General features: G+C 64.4%; 15 protein-coding genes and 1 tRNA gene. 6 read left to right on the top strand and 10 right to left on the bottom strand.

Going from position 1 to position 20,078, the window contains the following annotated elements; genetic code table 11:
- Positions 1–2: 2 nt before the first annotated feature.
- A complete protein-coding gene (locus K3172_RS08165; protein WP_221589150.1) occupies positions 3–2,072 on the bottom strand; it encodes an NAD(+) synthase in 2,070 nt (689 codons plus the stop codon).
- A gap of 276 nt (positions 2,073–2,348) precedes the next feature.
- A complete protein-coding gene (locus tag K3172_RS08160; RefSeq protein ID WP_221588631.1) occupies positions 2,349–3,353 on the bottom strand; it encodes a DNA topoisomerase IB in 1,005 nt (334 codons plus the stop codon).
- A gap of 92 nt (positions 3,354–3,445) precedes the next feature.
- On the opposite strand from K3172_RS08160, the gene yghU reads away from it, so the two are divergent.
- The 3 genes from yghU to asnB all read left to right on the top strand — a co-directional run bounded on the left by yghU (position 3,446) and on the right by asnB (position 6,598).
- Positions 3,446–4,297 carry a glutathione-dependent disulfide-bond oxidoreductase gene (gene yghU / locus K3172_RS08155; protein WP_221588629.1) on the top strand — a complete coding sequence of 284 codons (852 nt, stop codon included), beginning with the start codon at positions 3,446–3,448 and terminating at the stop codon, positions 4,295–4,297.
- Positions 4,298–4,349: 52 nt separating this feature from the next.
- Positions 4,350–4,424 (top strand) — tRNA-Gln (locus K3172_RS08150).
- 173 nt (positions 4,425–4,597) lie between these two features.
- Positions 4,598–6,598 (top strand): asparagine synthase (glutamine-hydrolyzing), encoded by a 2,001-nt coding sequence (gene asnB / locus K3172_RS08145; RefSeq protein WP_221588627.1) that lies wholly within the window; start codon positions 4,598–4,600, stop codon positions 6,596–6,598.
- On the opposite strand, the gene K3172_RS08140 is transcribed toward asnB, so the two are convergent.
- From K3172_RS08140 to K3172_RS08105, 8 genes are all read right to left on the bottom strand, one after another.
- A complete protein-coding gene (locus tag K3172_RS08140; protein ID WP_247718115.1) occupies positions 6,572–7,891 on the bottom strand; it encodes a lipopolysaccharide biosynthesis protein in 1,320 nt (439 codons plus the stop codon). The two genes, asnB and K3172_RS08140, sit on opposite strands and share 27 nt — an antisense overlap.
- A 36-nt stretch (positions 7,892–7,927) precedes the next feature.
- The gene (locus K3172_RS08135) at positions 7,928–8,932 is read right to left on the bottom strand and encodes a class I SAM-dependent methyltransferase (RefSeq protein WP_221588623.1); all 1,005 of its coding nucleotides are present in this window, start codon (positions 8,930–8,932) and stop codon (positions 7,928–7,930) included.
- Entirely contained in the window at positions 8,932–10,110 is a 1,179-nt protein-coding gene (locus tag K3172_RS08130; protein WP_221588621.1) for a glycosyltransferase family 4 protein, read from the bottom strand. Before K3172_RS08130 ends, K3172_RS08135 begins: the two co-directional genes overlap by 1 nt.
- Before the next feature lie 201 nt (positions 10,111–10,311).
- Entirely contained in the window at positions 10,312–11,829 is a 1,518-nt protein-coding gene (locus K3172_RS15745) for a hypothetical protein (RefSeq protein WP_221588619.1), read from the bottom strand.
- A gap of 94 nt (positions 11,830–11,923) precedes the next feature.
- Positions 11,924–12,202, bottom strand: a complete 279-nt coding sequence (locus tag K3172_RS08120; RefSeq protein ID WP_221588617.1) for a hypothetical protein — start codon at positions 12,200–12,202, stop codon at positions 11,924–11,926.
- A 414-nt stretch (positions 12,203–12,616) separates the two neighbouring features.
- Positions 12,617–13,303 (bottom strand): PIG-L deacetylase family protein, encoded by a 687-nt coding sequence (locus K3172_RS08115; protein WP_221588615.1) that lies wholly within the window; start codon positions 13,301–13,303, stop codon positions 12,617–12,619.
- Positions 13,300–14,214 carry a methionyl-tRNA formyltransferase gene (locus K3172_RS08110; RefSeq protein ID WP_221588613.1) on the bottom strand — a complete coding sequence of 305 codons (915 nt, stop codon included), beginning with the start codon at positions 14,212–14,214 and terminating at the stop codon, positions 13,300–13,302. The genes K3172_RS08115 and K3172_RS08110 overlap by 4 nt, the downstream gene beginning before the upstream one ends.
- Positions 14,215–14,258: 44 nt before the next feature.
- Positions 14,259–15,488: a glycosyltransferase family 4 protein gene (locus K3172_RS08105; protein ID WP_221588611.1), complete on the bottom strand. Its 1,230-nt coding sequence runs from the start codon at positions 15,486–15,488 to the stop codon at positions 14,259–14,261.
- A gap of 293 nt (positions 15,489–15,781) precedes the next feature.
- Between K3172_RS08105 and K3172_RS08100 the strand changes: the two genes are divergently transcribed.
- The 3 genes from K3172_RS08100 to K3172_RS08090 are packed head-to-tail and all read left to right on the top strand — an operon-like array spanning position 15,782 to position 19,940.
- Positions 15,782–17,875, top strand: a complete 2,094-nt coding sequence (locus K3172_RS08100) for a polysaccharide biosynthesis protein (protein ID WP_247717968.1) — start codon at positions 15,782–15,784, stop codon at positions 17,873–17,875.
- Positions 17,872–19,092 (top strand): DegT/DnrJ/EryC1/StrS family aminotransferase, encoded by a 1,221-nt coding sequence (locus K3172_RS08095; RefSeq protein WP_221588609.1) that lies wholly within the window; start codon positions 17,872–17,874, stop codon positions 19,090–19,092. Before K3172_RS08100 ends, K3172_RS08095 begins: the two co-directional genes overlap by 4 nt.
- A complete protein-coding gene (locus K3172_RS08090) occupies positions 19,089–19,940 on the top strand; it encodes a sulfotransferase family protein (protein WP_221588607.1) in 852 nt (283 codons plus the stop codon). Before K3172_RS08095 ends, K3172_RS08090 begins: the two co-directional genes overlap by 4 nt.
- Positions 19,941–20,078: the final 138 nt, after the last annotated feature.

Genomic DNA, 20,078 nt, shown 5'->3' with positions numbered 1-20,078 from the left:
CGTCAGTCAGCAGAAGGGGGGAGGCTAGCCGCCAGTTCCGCCAGCCACAGATCGGCCACCGCATCGCTCGGTGCCCGCCAGTCGCCTCGCGGGCTGAGCGCGCCGCCCGCGGAAACCTTCGGCCCATTCGGCATGGCACTGCGCTTGAACTGGCTGAAAGCGAAGAAGCGCTTGAGGAAATTCTCGAGCCATTTCGCGATGGTCGACAGGTCGTAGGTGTTCTTTGCATCCTGCGGGAAATCGATCGGCCAGACCCCCGCATTTGCGTCCTTCCATGCATGCCAGGCGAGGAAGGCGACATGGCTCGGCGATTGCCCCCAGCGGATGATGTGGTGGAGGAAGAAGTCGTTGAGCTCGTAAGGCCCGATGATGCTCTGCGTGCTCTGAATCGCGCCCTTCGCGTCCGCCGGAACCAGCTCGGGGCTGATCTCCGTGTCGAGGATCGAGGCGAGGACATCGTCGACACCGTCGTCGAACTGGCCCGTCCGGATGGTCCAGCGGATGAGGTACTGGATCAGCGTCTTGGGCACGCCTGAATTGACGCCGTAGTGGCTCATCTGGTCGCCGACGCCATAGGTGCACCAGCCGAGCGCCAGTTCACTGAGATCGCCCGTGCCGATGACGAAGCCCGAATGGTGGCCGGCAAGGCGGAACAGGTAATCGGTCCTGAGGCCCGCCTGCACGTTCTCGAAGGTCGTGTCGTATTGCGGCTCGCCATCGGCGAAGGGGTGGTCGATGTCCTCGAGCATCTGGCGCGCGGCGGGCTTGATGTCGATTTCCTCGGCGGTGATGCCGAAGGCCTTCATCAGCTTCCACGCGTTCGACTTCGTGCCCTCCGAGGTGGCAAATCCGGGCATGGTGTAGCCGCGGATATCGGTGCGCGGGCGGTAGAGCCGGTCCATCGCCTTGGCGGCGACCAGGAGGGCGTGCGTGCTGTCGAGTCCGCCGGAGATGCCGATCACCAACGACCTGGCCTGCGTCGCCTGCACGCGCCGCATCAGCGCATCGACCTGGATGTTGAACGCCTCGTAACAGTCCTCGTCCAGCTTGTGCGCGCGGTTGGGCACGAAGGGGAAGCGGCGGATGGCGCGGACCAGCCCCTTGTTGTCCGGGACCGCCGCATGGTCGAACTCGACCCGGCGGTACCAGTCCTCCGGGCGTCCCGCGGCATCCGTCGCATCGCCCCAGGTCTGCATCCGCATGCGTTCGGCAAGGATGCGCTTCGTGTCGATATCGGTGACGCAGAGCTCGGGCTGGAGGTCGAAGCGCGTGCTCTCGACCATCAGGTCGCCGAGTTCGTAGATCATGCCCTGCCCATCCCAGGCGAGGTCGGTCGTGCTCTCGCCATGGCCGCTCGCCGAATAGGCGTAAGCGCAGATCGCGCGGTTGGAACTGGCACGGCTGAGCAGGTGACGCTCGTCCGACTTGCCGATCGTGATGTTGGAGGCCGAGGGGTTGAGCAGGATCGTCGCCCCGGCCAGTGCCGCCAATGTACCGGGCGGATTGGGCGACCAGAAATCCTCGCAGATCTCGATCCCGAAGGTGAAGCCGGGCAGCTTCGCGGCGGCGAAAACGAGGTCGGTCCCGAAGGGCACGGTTAAGCCGCCCGCCTCGATCTCCAGCCCCACGCAGTCGCGGCCATGCGAGAACCAGCGCTTCTCGTAATACTCGCGATAGTTCGGCAGGAAGCTCTTGGGGACGACGCCGAGCACCTGCCCTTGCGCGATCACCACCGCGCAATTGTAGATCCGGCCGTTGCGGCGCAGCGGGGCACCGATGACCAGCACCGGCACCAGTTCGCGGGTCGCCTCGCACAAATCGGCGAGGTGACGGTCGACCGCATCGAGCAGCGCGGTCTGCAGATGCAGGTCGTCGATGGCGTAGGAAGACAGGCTGAGCTCGGGATAAAGCAGCAGGTCGACGTGCTGCTCATGCGCCTTTTGCGCCTGCTCGACGATCCCTTGCATATTGTAGGCCACATCCGCCGTGCGGGTGCGCGGAGTCGCCGTGGCCACGCGGACGAAGCCGTGGGTGTGCAGGTCGTAGAAGGGATGCGTCTCGCTCGTGCTCATGGGAGTCTTTCTGTTGCGCGCCGGATCGTCTGCGGCGGGCGCTATCCAGTCGTCGGGCTGGCAGATGCCGAGCGCGGCGAGTGTGCGCTGGGCGCCCGCGCGGGCGATCCTGCCTTTGCTTTCCCAGCCGAATACCGTTTGCGTTTTGAAGCCGTACCGCGCGGCGAAATCGGCCGCCGAGAGAGGCGGTTCCTGGGCCAGTCGCCAGGCTTTCAGTTTCTGTCCCGCACGGTGCATGCAGGTTCGATTATCTTAAAAGGATAATTTCGGCAAGTTTTACGCGGCGGCGACGATTTCGGCGGCGCTCGGGCTGTTCTGCAACAGGTCGATCAGCCCGCGCTCGTCGCGCCCCAGCCACTGCGTCGCGCGCGGCAGCTTCACGCCCGCCCGCCATTCCTCCTGCGTATCGATCAGGTCGAGGACGGCGGGATGGATATAGCTCTTGCGGGTCACCGCCGGCGTATTGCCGAGCTTCGTCGCGACGCAATCGAGCAGCGCCTTCATCGGCATCTTTCCCTCGCCGGTGCGAAGGCACTCGTAAGCCATCACGCTCGCATGCCAGGTGCGGAAGTTCTTCGCGGTGAACCGCTCGCCCATGCACTCCGACAGATACTCGTTGACGTCGGACGAGCCAACCGCCTGCACCTCGCCTTCTGCATCGACATATTTGAACAAGTTCTGCCCCGGCAGGTCCTGCATCCGCCGTACCATGCGCGACAGGCTGCCATCCGACAGTACGACCTCGCGCGCCTTGCCGCCTTTGCCGCGATAGCGCAGCCTCAGCGTTTTGCCGGTCAGCTCGGCATGGCGGCGCCGCAGGGTGGTAGCGCCGAAACTCTTGTTGCGCTGGGTGTAACCCTCGTTCCCGACGCGCACCGCACCCAGATCGAGCAGGCGCACGACGCTCGCCACCGCCCGCTCGCGGGTCAGCTTGCGGCCACGCAGATCGGCTTCGACCCGCTTGCGCACCAGCGGCAGGAGATTGCCGAACGCGATGCAGCGGTCGAACTTCTCGCCCTCGCGCTCGGCGCGAAAATCCGGGTGGTAGCGATATTGCTTGCGCCCCTTGGCATCGATCCCGGTGGCGAGGATGTGGCCGTTGGGCGCAGGGCAGAACCACGCGTCGACATAGGCCGGCGGCAACGCGATGGCATTGAGCCGGCGCTTTTCCTCCGCATCGGTGATGAGCTCGCCCTTGGGATCGTAATAAGCCCAGCCCTTGCCTGCGCGCTTGCGAGTGATCCCGGGCAGATCGTCGTCGACATAGATGAGCTTCGTCATGGCGAAGCGTTTAACCGTGGCGGCGCTGTAGCGGTTCCCCACCTTGCGACGAACGGAAGGCTGAACTAGCCCAGCCCGCAGAGGAGAACAGCATGGCCGATCCCACCTACACCCCGCCCGCAGTCTGGACCCACGATGCCGAGAACGGCGGCCGGTTCGCGGCCATCAACCGGCCCACGGCGGGTGCGCGCGAGGACAAGGACCTGCCCGTCGGCGAACACGACTTCCAGCTCTATTCGCTGGCGACGCCGAACGGGGTGAAGGCAACGATCATGTTCGAGGAACTGCTCGAAGCCGGCCATTCCGACGCCGAATACGATGCCTGGACGGTCAACATCTCGGACGGCAGCCAGTTCACCAGCGGCTTCGTCGACGTCAATCCGAACAGCAAGATCCCCGCCCTGCTCGACAGCAGCGGCGACCAGCCGGTGCGCATCTTCGAAAGCGGTGCGATCCTGCTGCACCTGGCCGAAAAATTCGGGGCCTTCCTGCCTACCGACCACACGCGCGCCGAGGTGCTGAGCTGGCTGTTCTGGCAGATCGGCAGCGCGCCTTTTATCGGCGGCGGCTTCGGCCACTTCTACGCCTATGCGCCCGAAAAATACGAATACCCGATCAACCGCTACGCGATGGAAACCAAGCGGCTGTTCGACGTGGCGGACCAGCGCCTCGCGCAGAGCGAATACCTCGGCGGGAAGGACTACACGATCGCCGACATCGCGACCTTCCCCTGGCTTGCGCCCTTCGTCTTCGGCACAATCTACAACGAGGCGAAGACTTTCCTCTCGATCGACGAATACGAGCATGTGGGCCGCTGGGTCCGCCAGCTGGCCGACCGCCCGGGCGTGCGCCGCGGCCGGATCGTCAACAAGGCCTGGGGCGATGAGGACGAGCAAATGCTCGAACGCCACTCCGCCGCCGACTTCGAAGGCAAGAAGTTCTAGCTTTCGCCCCCTTCACAAAGCGGCGGAGCGCGCTATACGGGCGCCCGCCTGCTGGGGTGTAGCCAAGTGGTAAGGCATCGGTTTTTGGTACCGACATTCGCAGGTTCGATCCCTGCCACCCCAGCCAGACTATTGTGGCGGAGAGCCCACCCGGTGTGTGCGGGTTGGCGCAGGCTCGATCCCTGCCACCCCGGCCAGTTCCTCGCATCCCTGACGACCGCAAAGCCTTCTGACCTGCGACTATAGGGTATATCCCTTTGCACACTCGCGTCGGCGCGCCGCATTCGTAAACTGCGGCGCATGTGCGGCATTGCGGGCTTCATCGATTTTTCGGGCACGGCACCTGTCGATCCCGCGCAGGTCGCCGCCGCAATGTGCGATGCCCTGCACCATCGCGGACCCGATGCCGGGTCGGTGGCGATCGAAGCCTGGGGCAAGGTTGCATTGGGTCACCGGCGCCTGTCGATCATCGACCTGACGACCAGCGGCGCGCAGCCGATGGCCTCCGCTTCCGGCCGCTACCTCATCGTGTTCAATGGCGAGATCTACAATTTCCTCGAGCTGCGCCGGGAACTGGAAGCCGGCGGTGTCGGCTTTCGCGGCCATTCCGACACCGAGGTCCTGCTCGCCTCCTTCGAAAAGCATGGCATCCGGCAAACGCTCGAGAGGGCCAACGGCATGTTCGCCCTCGCACTCTACGATCGCGTCCTGCGGCACGTTACATTCGCGCGGGACCGGCTCGGCAAGAAACCGCTCTACCTCGGCGTTGGCGACGGTGTACTGGCCTTCGGATCCGAGCTGAAGGCACTGCGGCAGCATCCCGCCTTCGCGGCCCCGCGGATCAGTGGGGAGGCTTTCCGGCACTATGCACGGTTGGGGTATGTGCCTGCTCCGCTGTCGATCTTCGAAGACATCGGAAAACTCCCCCCGGCGAGTTTCGTCACCCTGTCGATCGACGCAGACCTGCCTTCGCTCGGCGACATCCGCGCGTCGACGGCAGCCTACTGGAGCATGATGGCAGCAGCACAGGCAGGCCTGTCGGAGCCCTTCGCCGATGAGGAGGCGGCGTTGGATACGCTCGAGGAGACGCTGGGGACGGCGGTCGAACAGCGGCTGATCGCCGACGTTCCGGTGGGTGCCTTTCTTTCTGGCGGTATCGATTCCAGCTTGGTGTGCGCGCTGATGCAAGAGCGCCTGGCAGGCAAGGCGCGCACCTTCACCGTCGGGTTCGAGGACCAGGCGTTCGACGAGAGCAAGGACGCCGCGGAGCTCGCCGCCCAGTTGGGAACCGAACATACCGAACTCGCGCTCGCCCCGGATGCGGCGCTCGACGCGGCGGGCGGAATGCACGACATCTTCGACGAGCCTTTCGCCGATCCCTCGCAAATCCCCTCGCTGCTGCTTTCGCGCCTGATCCGCGAACAGGTGACCGTGGCCATTTCCGGCGACGGGGGGGACGAATTTTTCGCCGGCTATAAGCGCTATCCTCAGATGGCCGCGATGGAACAGCTGGCGAAGCGGCTCCCGACGGGCGTATGGCGCGGCGCCAGCGTCATACCCTTCCCGGTCCTTTGCGCGGCATCGAAGCTCGGGCAGATGTTCGTTGCGGGTAACGGCGAGTGGCAGGCGAGCGGCGACCGGATCGAAAAGCTTCTCGATATCCTTGCAGAGCCCGATTTCCGGCATCGTTACGAGCGGTTCGTGTCGCAATGGTCCGGCAGCGATGTCGGCGGCCATCCGCGGCGCCTTCCGGCCAGCCCGTATACTACCCATCCCCTCCCCGAAGGACTCGACCCGCAACAGCAGATGATGTTCCTCGATGCGGTCAGCTACCTTACCGACGACGTGCTCGTGAAGGTCGACCGGACATCCATGGCGGCGAGCCTCGAAGTGCGTTCGCCGCTGCTCGACTACAGGATCGTGGAAGCTTCTTGGCGCATGCCCGCCTCGCTGCGATGGCCCGATGGCGGACCGGGCAAGATCGCGCTGCGCCGGCTGCTGGCGCGGCGCGTTCCGGAGCGCATGATCGACCGGCCCAAGCGCGGCTTCGGCATTCCGCTCAACGATTGGCTGCGCGGCCCGCTGCGCCCGCTGGCAGAAGAGCAGCTGAGCGCCGCACGCCTGCGCGAACTCGGCTTCTTCGATTGCGATGCGGTGCGCAGGAAGTGGTCGGAACACCTCTCCGGCCAGCGCAACTGGGGCTTTCACCTGTGGACCTGCATCGCCTTCGGCCTGTGGCACCGGCGCTGGATGGGCGAAGCTGCCGAACCGCGCTCAGGAGCCCGCTTCGAGGCGGTCTGACCGCTCGGCGGGAGAGTCCCGCAGATGGAGCTGCCGCCACAGGGCGAGGTCCAGCAGCACCGCCGTCAAAGCCCCGAATGCAATGTGCGCGTAGCTCGCTCCGATCGCACCGTAGATGGGGATCGCGTGCAGCGCGACTGCCAGGAACACCACCGTCGACACGGCGGCGGTAGCCAGCACGTAGGTCGGTCGGTTCATCGCCAGTAAGGCAGAGCGCGACGGCGCCGAATGAAGGATCAGCAACACCGCCACCAGATGCGCCACGAGGATTGCGTAGGCCGGCGTGAAAGCGACTCCGAAGGCGAACGCGATGAGAGGCTTCCCCAGCAGGATCGTCCCCACCAGGATGGCACCGATGATCCCGGCGAGCAGCGCCTGCACCCCCAGGATCGTCTTGCGGAAGTCGCTCCGGACCCGGTCAGCCCACATGCGCGCAAGATCGGGGTAGATGACCATCTGGATCATCTCGCCACATTGCATCGCCACCTTCGCCATGCGTTTCGCCAAGTGGTAGAAACCGGCCGAGCTGCTGTCGGTCAGCGCCCCCACGATCAGCGTGTCGGCCTCATGCGTGATCGTACGCAGCGCGCTAGAGGCATTGGTCGTGAAGGCAAAGCCGAGGAAGCCCGGGAAATCCCGTCGCAGATTGCCGACCCTAGCCCGCAGCGGCGACGGCGTGCCCTGCCTCCTCAGCTGCCGGAAGGCGATATAGTTGAACAGCAGAGCGTCGACGATCTGGCTCACAGTCCAGACCGCCATGAAGACCTCCAGCCCGCTCCCTGCCAGAAAGAAGATGAAGGCAAGAAGCAGCCGGAGAAAACCGGCGACGAACACGATATAGGCCATCGTGCGGAACATGCCCGCCATGCGCAACACTGCGGAGGCCATGCCGCGCAGGTTCAGCAGGATCGCGAAGGCGTAGATTGCAACCACGGTTACAAGTTCGGCCGGGAAATCGAACAGCGGTACAAGCGCAAGCGCCACTACCATCGACAGCAACGCCGCCACGACCGCGCCGATCACATCGAGGATCAGGCCGAACAGGTACAGGCGCGAAAGCCGCTCCGGATCGGACGCCCCTTCCTCGCTCGCGACGTAGCGGACCAGCGGCTGCCAGGATTCGAACCGGACGATCCGCTCGCACACCCGGCCCACGGCGAGACCCATCGCGAGGATCCCGAACGCCTCCGGACCCAGCGCCCGCGTCGCCAGCGCGATGCTGCCGATCATGACGAAGGCATTGCCGACATTGCCCGTCATCAGGTGCAGCACACTCTCGATGCGTCGCCGCATCACCGATTTTGCAGCGGGCGCGGTTCCGGCCACGGGCTATTGTGCGCCCTTGTAATGGGCGACGATTTCGCCCGGCGTCATCGTCCGGTCGGATTTGGTGCCGAGGAAATAGACCCCGCTCGCCCCGTCGACGGCGTGATCGGCCGGAATGACCCTGTCCAGATACTGCGCCCAGAAAAACGCGAGCTTCGCCATCTTGCCGGCAAGACGAGAGCGGAAGACGCTGCGCACGAAATAGTCCACCGCCCACATCAACTGCCGGCCCGGCCCTGCAGATGCACCGGAATCGACCAGCTCGAAACGACGAAACAAGTAACGATGGCCGCTTTCCGTAAAGCGGGTGAAATCGTAAGCGCCTTCGTGCACCTGCTGCATGAAGGGTGTTTCCGCATAGACCAGTCCGCCGGGCTTGAGCACACGCCAGATCTCGTCGACCACCCGCTGGGGGTCGAGCACATGCTCGAGCACTGCCTGGACGACTACCCCGTCGAAATAGTCTTCCTTGATCGGGATATCATGGGCATCGGCGACAAACTGGCACAGCGGCGAAGCATAGATATCGAAGGCCGTCAGGCTGATCCCGCCATCGTTGTAGAGCGATTGCATGCCCTGCCCGACGCTTCCGCCGCCAATGACCAGGACTCTCGGGTTGTCACAATCCCGCTTCAGCCGGCGGATAAAATGCTCGATGTTCCGGACCGTCGCTTTCTTTTCCGGCGACACCAGCGCTTTGAGTGCACGCTGGGCGACGGAATAGCGGGGCCGTTCGATGACGCTGGCCGCAGCGGTATCGACCACTCTCTCGCGGGAAATCACCGAGTTCTCGAAATCGATAAGGACCGGCTTCCCATTCGCAACGGGATGTTCGGTCGCGGCATCGCCTAAACCGGCGGCGACTATCGATACCCCGTCGAACTTCAGTGGCTGTTTCGTGACGGGGCATTGCAGCGCTTCGCGCAGGTCATCGATGTCCGCCGCAGAGACCGGAGCGTCGTCGTGCCACCCCGAGCATTCTGCAGATAGCGACCCGGTGCGCTCCATCACGCGGTACTTTTCAAGGGCGAAGATGCTCGCGGTCCCCCGGCCAGCCGAGTGTATACCTCGCGCATCTGCTCCACGTGGCGTTCGCTCGTGTAACGGCGGCGGGCCATGACCCGAGCGCGCTGCGTGAGAGATGCGCACTCTGTCTGGGACGACAGCAAGGACAACGCGGCCGCAGCCATCGAATACGGATCGTCCGGCGGCACCAGGATGCCGCAATCGGGGGTCAGCGCTTCCGCATTGCCACCCGATCGCACCGCTACGACCGGGGTGCCTACCAGCATCGCCTCGACCAATGTGCGACCGAGGGGTTCGTTGAGTGCGGGTACGAGCAGGACATCGCAGCCGGCAATCCACGAATGGCCCGGTTCGCGATATCCCATCAGCCTGACCGGTGCGTCTCCCGGATAGGCATCGAGACGCTGTTGCATCCGCGCCGAAACAGCCTCGTCCTTGGCTTCGCCGAACAAGAGGCCCAAGACCGGTCGCGGCGACTGCCTCTCCATCTCGATGACGGCATCGATGAACCGGTCCGGTCGCTTGCGCTCGATGAACTGGCCGACATAGGCGCAGAGCACGGTGTCGGCGGGGCACTGCAGTTCTTGGATCAGGGTCTGCCGCATGGCGGCCCTGTCCACGTCGATCTCGACATCGAAGGGGCTGTGGATCACGCGCGCTTCGTTGAGCTTGCCCCAGCGGCGCGTCGGAAGCGAATATTGCGAAACGCTGACGATCTGGTCCGCCAGCAGGGGTGCGACGTAACTGGTTCCCTTGGCATCCGGATCGCCGCGATGGTGCCAGACCATCTTGGCCCCGGCCAGTTTCGCGGCAAGCGCCCAGCTGGCGTGGCTACGCCCGTCGTTGGTGTGGACTATATCGGCTCCGAGTTCCTTCAACAGCCGGGTTCTGCTCGCCACGCTCGGCAGCGTCCTCAGCAGACTGGCCACTCCGAAGCTCCGTCCGACCGCGAAAGGTTTTTCCAGCGCGCCCGGGTCGACAAACTGTTCGTAGCCGCCGAAGAATTCTGCGGTGCGTCCACCTGGTACCTCCAGGATGACAATCACGCGATACTGGCTTTGCGGCAACCGATCGAGCAAACCTTTCAGCGAGATGTGACTCCCGCCCAGGCGATCGCCCGCAAAGGCGACGCAGATCGTGGTCCTGTCTTCGGTCGTCATGAGGTCGACCCTTGCTCCGATGCCGCGCCCGGCGACGCAACTGCAGGCAGCCGCGACCAGGCCAGAAAGCCAGTCGGAACAGTCGGCCCCGAAGGACGAAAGCTCAAGCTATCATTGGTATAGTGGCGCACGGAAAGAGGGGCATACCCTTTGGGCTGCCCCTCCCTTATCCGGTCTCTCAGGTCGGTCCTCGTCGGCCGATTACGAGAATTGCGAGCGCCCGCAGTTGTAAGCAGGCAGGCGGCCGGTGCCCGAGCCGTAGATGCCGCGATAGCGGGCATCGTCAGCGGCGAGCCAGTTCAGATATTCCTCGATGTTGGGATATCCGTCACCATCGGGGTCGTTGTTGGCATCCCAACGGTTTGCATCGGTACCGGCGAACCGGTTTTCCCATTCGTCGGGCATCCCGTCATTGTCGCTGTCGGTGCGGGCCCCGCCGGTCGAACTGATCCGCGCGAAGCCGCCGGAATCGGCCACTCTGGACGGCCATTCGGTTGCAAACAGATACGGCGCGCTATCGCAGGTGCGCACATCGTCGATGTAATAGCGATCGACATTGTCGCGACACGAGCCGTCACGGCAGCGATCGGCACCGGCGAACGCCAGCACGTCGCGCATCGCCTGCATAGGCGAACCGAGCATCCAGCTTTCGAACTGCTGGCCGTTGACGCCCGGCGCAGTCGCGAGGCTCTTGGTCTGGACAACGTTCAGGCCGCCGACCGAGCAGTCCTGCGCGCCGGCGGAGTTGAGGCCGCAATAGCTGTTCGCAGCGGTATTCCCGTAGAGCATGGCTGCCGAGCGGGCTGGATCGGTCACCGATGAACCGAACTGCCCGGCGATGCGATTGCGCGGCGTCACATTGCCATTGACGTAGATTTTAAAGCCGTAGGGAAAGTTCGATGCGGCGTTATAGAGCGCGATCAGCGCGTTGTGCACGAAGCGAACGGACCTGGGCCCGGCGAAATAAACGTTGCCGATGTAATTCGCATAGGGGCTGCCGAACTGGCTTGACAGGAGCCCACCCTCTTCGCCGAAATTGTACAGGACGTTGTGAATGAAATCGCCTTGCGAAAACGAGCTCGCGTCGGCCGGATGGCTCCCGACCGCGACGTTCATTCCGCGCTGCTCGCCATGCTGGCTGAGATTGTAGGCCAGGGTCACCTTTGCAGCAGGCTTGAGGAAGAAGGTCTTGCAGTGCAACGTTGTCGTCCCGTGGCCGGCATTGCGGCACATGTTGGGTCCGATGATTGTCCATTGCACAGTACAATCCGTACAATGCGCGTCGAGGCTCTCATCAGTCCCGAACATCGAGGAGACATGGTCGATGATCTGGCGGCGGCTGTCGCTCAGGCGGATGGGATCGCCATTATCGGAGGGCCTGTCGGGATGTTCGCCGAGCCGCACCCTGACATGTCGCAAGATCATGTCGGACTGGCGATTGTTCGTGATGAGCGGGCCGACCGGTGAATATCCGCTGCCAAGCCTGAACTCGATACCGCCGGGAGAGGTCTGGCCGGCGATGTAGAGCTTGTCGGTCGTCACGATCGCCGGTGACTGCAATTGGATGGCACCGGCCACATCGAACACACAGTAACGCGGGCGGCCCGAAGGGATATTGTAGGGCGAGGTCACCGGTAGCGCGAGCGCGCACTCACGATAGGTGATCTTGCCGTCGCCCGGATTGGCGGAATCCTCAAGCGAGTTGATCTTGTAGACCACCGCATTGCTGGCGCGGACAGACGCGACGCGGCCGAAACCGATCGCCGTGGGAAAGGCGATTGGATGCTTGGCGCGGTCGAGAATGTCGCCGTTGTCAGGGTTGGCAAAGGCGGATGCGCTGCCGCCAGTGGGAGGCGGAGTAGGAGTAGGAGTAGGCGTCGGGGTCGGGGTCGGGGTCGGCGTGGGGGTAGGAGTTGGAGTAGGGGTCGGCGTCGGTGTCGGCGTGGGCGTAGGAGTTGGAGTAGGGGTCGGCGTAGGGGTCGGCGTCGGCGTTGCCGTGGGCGTGGGGGTCGGAGTTGGCGTCGGAGTTGGCGACGGGACGACCGTGGCGACCGGCCCGGGCGACTGACCGGAACTGTCGCCACCCCCGCACGCGACAAGCGCGAGGGTCGAAGTGGCCAGGGCGGAATTTCTGATAAGCGAACGAAGGGACACGGGCACTACCTTGCCAAGGCGCAAAATGCGCAAACTGAAAAATATGAGGGATGTTTATCGTCGTTGGGCCAGGACTGGCCGTCGGTATCGGGACGATGAGTTGCTTCGGAACTTTCTTCCGCCCGCCCAGTGCTGCGTTAGGGCAACCATGGTTACCATCCAATTATCAAGGGACGGTGGAGCGTCGAACGGTGCGAGGAATTCGGCGAGCGGTGAAGATATCAAGGTTCCGAAATAGCAGCCTGACAATCGTGACGAAACGTGGGCAATCCGCCGTTTTCAGGCTATATTTCTGATTTTCTACGCCTTTCGGAAATTCGCATTTTCGGGGTGCTCGCGGCTTTTGCCTGCGTTACCGGATTATTTGTCGAATGTTCACAAAGGCTTCGGCAGCGCGAAGATGGACCGTCGCGCCCCGCATTCGTGCCAGTGCCTCGAGCGCCTCGATCGAACGCTCTTCGGGAAACGCGCGAATCTGACTCGCGAAGCAGCGAAAGGCATCCAGCTTGCGATCGAGTGTTGTCGAAACGTCGACGAAGACGTTCGGCTGGAAACCGGGTGTGACCGGCGGGGCATACCAGTTGGTCTCGGACAGGGTCTCGTAGCACAGCACCCGCGACGGCGCGGCGTCGTGCCGCGGTCGGGCGGCCACCATGGCAGCCTGGAAGACGATGGCATGATCGCCGTGGATGTCGCCGAGGAACGGCAGCAACAGCGTATCGGGCGCAACCGCATCGATCACCGATCCGATCGCAGCGTTGACCTCGGCTGCCGGGACGGTGTCGAGCGCCGCGGCGGGCAGATCGAGTTCGTGCCTGCGGGTGATGCCGAGCAGAGCATGCGCCTTCGCCATTTCGCCGCGCACCTGCGCCACGCTGTCCGCAGAGAAAGCCGGTGGCTTCCCTCGCGTGGCGACCAGGACATCAACCTCGTGTCCCTCTTTGACAAGCCGCGCCATGGTGCCGCCGCAACCGAGGATCTCGTCGTCGGGATGCGGCGCGACGACGAGCACCCGGCCGAGTTCAGCGAGACCACTCATGCCTGTCCCCCCATGATCGCGTGCTGGCGCGGTAGCGCATCCTTGCCCCATTCCCATTCCGTCAGCCTGAGCAGCCCGTCACCCGTCATCACCAGCAGCGCCCCATTGGTGCGATCGACGATCTGCCCCGGCGCGGCATGATGCATCCCTGCGTCCGCGACAATCTCGCTTCGCCACACGACCAGCTTTTCCTCGCCCATATGGGTGAAGGCGCCGGGGTAGGGATGCCCGACGGCGCGCACCAGCCGGTCGATGCTGCGGGCATCCTCTCGCCAGTCGATCAGCCCGTCCGCCGCCGTCCGCTTTGCGGCCCAAGTCGCATAGCGTTCGTCCTGCGCCCGGCGCGGCTCTTCGTCCCGAGCCAGCTTCGGGAGGCTTTGATCGATCAGGTCGCGCAGGGCGATCATGTGTTTGTCGTAAAGCTCCTGCGCGGTTTCGTCGGGCGCGACATGGAAATAGGATTGGGCGAGCAGGTCCCCGTCGTCGGTGCCTTCCTCCATCCAGAACAGGCTGCCGGCGGTAATCTTCTCGTCCAGGAGGATCGTCCAAGGCAGTGCCGCCCTGCCCCGTAATCGCGGGAGCGCGGCGGGGTGATAGCCGATGACCTTGCCCGGCCGCAGAGCAAGAAAGTCGGGCCCGCACAGTTGCGACCAGCCTACCACGAAGATGTAATCCGGCTCCGCCCGCGCGATCCGATTCAGGGTCTCGTGATCGTTGGTCTTCGCCGTGCGGTAGAGCGACGCTCCGAGGAGCCCGGCTTGGCGATCGAGGTCGACGAAATCCGAATGGCGAGCCGACAGATCGAGAGGGAGGGTAACGACGAGCGGCACTTCCCAACCGTCGGCAACGGCAAAGGCGTCGAGCACCACTTCGGTGCTTCCGACCGCTCCGATGACGACGGCTCGCTTCAAGTCCCTGCCTCTCGGTGCGCGATCGAACCAGTGCTGCGCAGCATTCAGCGAGCAGCCCTGCGGTCGCCGCCGGTGCGGCTATAGGCTGGCGCGACCTGCATTGCGTCGCACGCGACGTCGGGAGCGATCCGGCTTTCGTACCTGCTCGCGGCCCCCAACAGATCCATCTCGTGCAGCAGCATGCGGTTGACGATGTCCACATCGTAATGCTGCTCGGCCCGCCTGCGCGACCGCTCGCCCATCGTCGCGGCCAGCTCGGGCTCGGCCACGAAGCGCAGCATCGCCCGGGCGAGATCCGTGGCATCGCCAGGCCGGACGAGCAGACCGTTCCGGCCATCCTCGATTGCATCGCGGCAGCCCGGCATGTCGGTGGTGACGATCGCCCGCCCGGTCGCCATGGCTTCGAGGATCGTGCGCGGAAGCCCTTCGCGATAGGTCGAGGGCAGGACGAACACCGAGCTGTCGGCCAGATAGGGCCGGACGTCGTCCGTCCCGGGCACGAATTCGACCGGGTAGCTGCGCGCTAGGGCACCGAGTTCCTGTTGGCTGAACCCGGCGGGGTTTTCCTGGTCCGGATGCCCCAGGACCACGAATTCGCAGCTAGGGTCCACGCTCTTGATCTGCCGCGCCGCTTCGAGAAACTCGAGAATGCCCTTATTGCGCAGCAGCCGCGCGATGAGCAGGAAACGCAGCGGACTGCGCGAAGGCTCGACATGCGGGAATCGCGTGAGATCCACACCCGAACCGGGGACCTGCATCACCGGCTGGTCGGGCCTCACGATCCCGATATCGATCATGTCCTGCCGGTCGTCCGAGTTGAAAACGAAGATCGTCTGTGCCCGGTAGACTGCCGAGCGATAGAGCCGGGCGACCATCTTGCGCACCAAGCCGCTCACGTTGCTGTCCGGGCTGAACACATGGCCGAGGCCGGACATCAACGGATAATAGCGCGGGATAGCCAGCAGGCGCGCCACGAGCCCCCCATAGACAATGGGCTTCTGTGTATAGGCGAGCACCAGTTCGGGTTTCTCCTGCAACAGGAGGCGAGCATAGCCGGCCATCAGCCGCAGGTCCGCGAGCGGGTTCATACCGGCGCGCTGCATCGGAACGACGCGAAATGAAATGCCGCTCTCCGCCAGCTCAGCCTCGACCTTCGCGTCGTGGTCGGGCGCGACCGCGACGACCTCGTGGCCATTGGCACGCATGGCCCGCAACAGGTCGCCGCGAAAATTGGTCAGCGAATAGGCGAGGCTCGAAAGCACGACGATCTTCAAGGGCGCAGGTCCTTCTTCTGCCTGCAATACTCGGCCGGAAAGCCCTTGCTGAGCAATCGGCAATAGGAGGGATACTCCTTTGAGATCAGCCCGCCCCCTTCCACCCGAACGGGCCATACGGTCATATCGCATCCCGTCTGGGGGTAGTGCCCTTCACCACCTTGGGTCAGCCGGCGACCATTCCGGCTGATGTCTCATTGCGCCGGTACCGCAGCGCGCGGGATCGCCTATCCATGCAGTCCGAAAACGCGCGACACCGCCGGTGATACGACAGAGGGACCCCGATCGCGGACATGACCGAGACAGCCCGGCCCATCAACGACGACTGGGATACGCCCCCATCCAGGCCCCCGGCCATCCGCCGGATCGTGGGCCTTGGGCGGGCACCCCAATCGGTGCGCCTGCGCCGCAGGCCATCGGTGCGATGGATCGTGCGAACGGCCGTCCTTGCCTCACTCGATTTCGCCGCCTTTGCGACGAGCCTGATCGTCATCGGCCTGCTCGTCCCGCTGCACAATTTCGGCGTCGATACGGCCCATGTTACCGGCATTCTCGCCTTCGCCGCGACCGCGACGGCCACGCTCTTCCTCCTGCGGGTCTACCGTCATAGCTGGCGCTTCTTCGGGTTCCGCCATGCGGCTGCCGTCGTGACGCTGAGCCTGCTCGGGTCGGCTGGCGGGTGGTGGGCACTTCTCGTACTGAACCAGGCGCAGCTCGAGTTTCCCATCCTGGCTGCCGCCCTGACTCAATGGATGCTGGCGACGGGACTGTTGCTCGGCCTGCGGTCCATGCGGCGGATCGCCCGCGAACGCTTGTCGGCCTCGCGCGTGCGCCTCACTATGACATCGCGCTCCGACCTGCCGCAAGCTCTTCTGATCGGGCCGGCGCCGTGGGCCATGTCGGTTATCGAACTGATGCGCGCCGAAGACTCCCCGCAATTCACCATCGGCGGCATCCTCCTGCCGTCGGACAGCGATGTGATCGAGCGCATTGGGGGCGTGCGGGTGCTCGGCAACCACGACAAGCTGGTGGAGGTCGCCAAGGCAGCCGAACTGCAGGGTCGACCCTTCTCGCTCGCCATCACGCTCGATGACGGCATGTATCTCGGCCAACGCGAGATGACACGGCTGACCCACCGCGCGCGCGAGCTCGGCCTGGAGCTGTCGCGCATCAAGAACCACTGGAGCGAGATTCTCCAGCGTCCGGGTGGCAGCGACACCAAGGAACTGTCGGTCCGCGACCTGCTGGGCCGCAACGAGTTCGAGCTCGAGGGCGACGTCATTACCCGCCAGATCGAAGGGCAATGCGTTCTCGTCACCGGCGCCGGGGGCACCATCGGCGGCGAGCTCAGCTGGCAGCTCGCCAGTTTCCGTCCCTCGCGCCTCGTCCTGCTCGAGCTGTGCGAATTCAACCTCTACTCGATCGAGATGCGGCTCAGGGAAAAATACCCGGACCTCGAGATTTGCCCGGAACTGTGCGACATCCGCTCGAAGGAAGAGGTGGAACGCGTGTTCGAGAAGCACGAACCGTCGGTCGTCTATCACGCAGCTGCACTGAAGCATGTGCCCATCGTCGAACTCAATCCGTGCGCCGGCGTGCATACCAATATCATCGGGACGAAGCACATTGCCGATGCGGTGACCGAATTCGGCGCCCGCGCGATGGTGCAGATCTCGACCGACAAAGCCGTCAACCCTGTCGGCATGATGGGCGCGACCAAGCGCATCGGCGAACTCTACAGCCAGGCGCTCGACATGTGCGGGGTGGACGATCCCGACGCTCCGCGCTTCATGACCGTGCGGTTCGGCAATGTGCTCGGCTCGAGCGGGTCGATCCTGCCGCTGTTCCGCCGCCAGCTCGAGGAAGGTAAGCCCCTGACGGTGACCCATCCCGATATCGAGCGGTTCTTCATGACCGTGCGAGAGGCGGTGCAGCTGATCCTGCAGAGCAGTTCGTCCGCGCTGGCAAAAGACCTCGAACGCGGCACGATCTTCGTGCTCGACATGGGCAAGCCGGTGCGCATCGTCGACCTCGCCTACCGGCTGATCGCACAATACGGGCTGGAGCCGGGAGTGGACGTACCGGTCAAGTTCATCGGCCTGCGCCCGGGCGAAAAGCTGTACGAGGAGCTGTTCGACGATTGCGAGGAAGAGATTCCCTCGCAGATCAAGGGCATCTTCGAGGCTCGATCGCACCCGATACCGCTGCCCTTCATCAACAAGAGCATCGACAGGCTCCGCGACGCGATCCAGCGAAACGACCCGGCCGAGGCCGAACGGATCGCGCACCACCTGGTCAAGATTCCCAGCAGCGGTGCGCGCTTCGACCTGATCCTGCCTCGACCGATGAATGACGTGGCCACACCGGCGATCCCGCTTACACCATGAACCAGATCGCACCACAGGAACCCTTCGCCACCCGACTGCGCCCGCAGCCGAGCCGCTGGCCCCGGCACGAGCAGGACGAGATCGACGCCGTCACCGCGGTGCTCTCGGCCGGACGCGTAAACGGGCTGGTCCACGGGACACAGACCAACGCCCTGGCTGCCGAATTCGCCGAGTACATCGGCATGCCGCACGGTTTCTGCGTGGCCAACGGCACCCTCGCGCTGGAACTCGCGCTGCGTGCGCTGGGCATCGGTCAGGGCGACGAGGTGATCGTGCCGGCCCGCAGTTTCTTCGCGACCGCGAGCGCAGTGCTGGCGGTGGGAGCGATCCCCGCCTTCGCCGATGTCGTTCCGGAAACGCAGAACATCGATCCCGGCTCGATCGAGCGCCTCATCGGACCCGACACCAGGGCCATCATCGCCGTGCATCTCGGGGGCCTCCCGGCCCACATGCCCGACATCGTGCGCCTGGCAGCGCAGCACGGCTTGCTGGTGATCGAGGATTGCGCCCAGTCGCATGGTGCCGCCATCGACGGGCGACGGGCCGGTTCGTGGGGCGATGCCGCCGCCTTCAGCTTCTGCACGGACAAGATCATGTCGACTGGCGGCGAAGGGGGACTCTGCCTGTTCCGCGCCGAGCGTCACCACGATCTCGCCTGGTCCTACAAGGACCACGGCAAGAACCCGGCAAAGATGCGCGACGGCAAGGGCGCGCCCGGCCAGTTCCGCTATATCTGCGACAGTCCCGGCACCAATTTCCGCCTCACCGAAATGCAGGCGGCCATCGGGCGCTGCCAGTTGGAAAAGCTGCCGCGCTGGGTCGCAAGGCGGCGCCACAATGCGGCGCTTCTCGCTTCCATTCTCGGCCAAGACCCGCGCCTCGTCCTGCCTTCGCCCGGCCCCGGCATCGAACACGCCTGGTACAAGTTCAATTTCCAGCTCGCCGATCCGGGCTTGGAACCGGTCGAGCATCTGCGCGGACGCCTGCTCGCAAGGCTGGTCGGCAGCGGGATAGCCATCGGCACCGGCTCGTGCCCCGATATGAGCCGCGAGGCGGCCTTCGAAGGCATGCCGATCCGCCGGGACGGCGATTTGCCGGTCGCAACCGATCTCGGCCGGCGCTCGCTCATGCTGCAGGTCGATCATACGCTCGACGATAGCGACATGATCGCTATCGCTCGCCTGGTGATCGAAGCCCTGGACGAGGTTTCACGATGAGCCGAACTGCGCGCTTGCCCGATTTCGTCATCATCGGCGCGGCCAAGGCGGCGACGACTTGGATTCAGGCCCAGTTGCAGGCCAATCCCGCGATCTGGATGCCCGACCCCGAGCCCCATTTCTTCTCGCGCGAGTACGAGCTGGGCGAGGCGCATTATCGCAGCTGGTTCGCCGATTGTCCGGCCAGCGCCACTGTCGTCGGCGAGAAATCGGCCGATTACCTCTCCGATCCGGAAGTGCCGGCGCGCCTTGCCGCCATGCTCCCTGCGGCGAGACTGGTGATCCAGCTGCGCAACCCGGTCGATCGCGCCTATTCCGATTACAAGATGCTTTATCGCCGTGGCCATGTGAGTGCGAAGCCCGAGGAATATCTCGCCAGCCTCGACAATCCCGAACCGCGTTTCCTGCACGACGGCCTTTACGGCAGGCATATCGCGCGCTGGTTCGAACATTTTCCGCGCGAACAGATCCTGGTCTTCCCCTATGAAGCGATCGGCCGCGATCCGGCAGACGTCGTCGAGCGCGTCAGCCGCCACATCGGCGCGCCAGTGATGATCGACCGCGATCGTCTCACCCGCCGGGAGAACAACAGCCGGGAGGAGTTGCTGCCCCTCCCCATTCGCAACCTCCTCGCCCCACTGAAGGACTCGGTCCGGCCATTGCGTGGAAAACCATGGTTCGAAGGCGCGCGCGCGATACTGGCGCGTGAAGTTCGCTATCCCGCGCTTTCCGAGCGGCTCCGGCAGAACATGGCCGAATTCTACCGCGACGACATCGCGCTGACCGAAGAGCTGACCGGCATCGACCTGTCGGACTGGCGCACGGCGCGGCCTGCGGTTGCTGCCTGACCAGCGCCCTCGCGCTCGTCATACCTACAAAGGGTTAGGCGGGAGAACCGCTTTGTGGTCATCGACTTAATTGACCAACCTCCCGCCGCCGGTCTGCGTTAGGATGGGCCGACCGGGAGTTCGCACACCCGCCATAAG

The organism is Qipengyuania proteolytica (assembly GCF_019711565.1).
GTDB classification, from domain to species: domain Bacteria; phylum Pseudomonadota; class Alphaproteobacteria; order Sphingomonadales; family Sphingomonadaceae; genus Qipengyuania; species Qipengyuania proteolytica.
This window is presented reverse-complemented; position numbering and strand designations above follow the sequence as displayed.

Bases quoted from the DNA above. Each gene is read 5' to 3' on its own strand.
- K3172_RS08115 (WP_221588615.1), bottom strand. From the start codon at position 13,303: ATGAGTGGTCTCGCTGAACTCGGCCGGGTGCTCGTCGTCGCGCCGCAT.
- yghU (WP_221588629.1), top strand. From the start codon at position 3,446: ATGGCCGATCCCACCTACACCCCGCCCGCAGTCTGGACCCACGATGCC.
- asnB (WP_221588627.1), top strand. From the start codon at position 4,598: ATGTGCGGCATTGCGGGCTTCATCGATTTTTCGGGCACGGCACCTGTC.
- K3172_RS08160 (WP_221588631.1), bottom strand. From the start codon at position 3,353: ATGACGAAGCTCATCTATGTCGACGACGATCTGCCCGGGATCACTCGC.
- K3172_RS08135 (WP_221588623.1), bottom strand. From the start codon at position 8,932: ATGGAGCGCACCGGGTCGCTATCTGCAGAATGCTCGGGGTGGCACGAC.
- K3172_RS08100 (WP_247717968.1), top strand. From the start codon at position 15,782: ATGACCGAGACAGCCCGGCCCATCAACGACGACTGGGATACGCCCCCA.
- K3172_RS08140 (WP_247718115.1), bottom strand. From the start codon at position 7,891: ATGCGGCGACGCATCGAGAGTGTGCTGCACCTGATGACGGGCAATGTC.
- K3172_RS08095 (WP_221588609.1), top strand. From the start codon at position 17,872: ATGAACCAGATCGCACCACAGGAACCCTTCGCCACCCGACTGCGCCCG.
- K3172_RS08130 (WP_221588621.1), bottom strand. From the start codon at position 10,110: ATGACGACCGAAGACAGGACCACGATCTGCGTCGCCTTTGCGGGCGAT.
- K3172_RS08090 (WP_221588607.1), top strand. From the start codon at position 19,089: ATGAGCCGAACTGCGCGCTTGCCCGATTTCGTCATCATCGGCGCGGCC.
- K3172_RS08165 (WP_221589150.1), bottom strand. From the start codon at position 2,072: ATGAGCACGAGCGAGACGCATCCCTTCTACGACCTGCACACCCACGGC.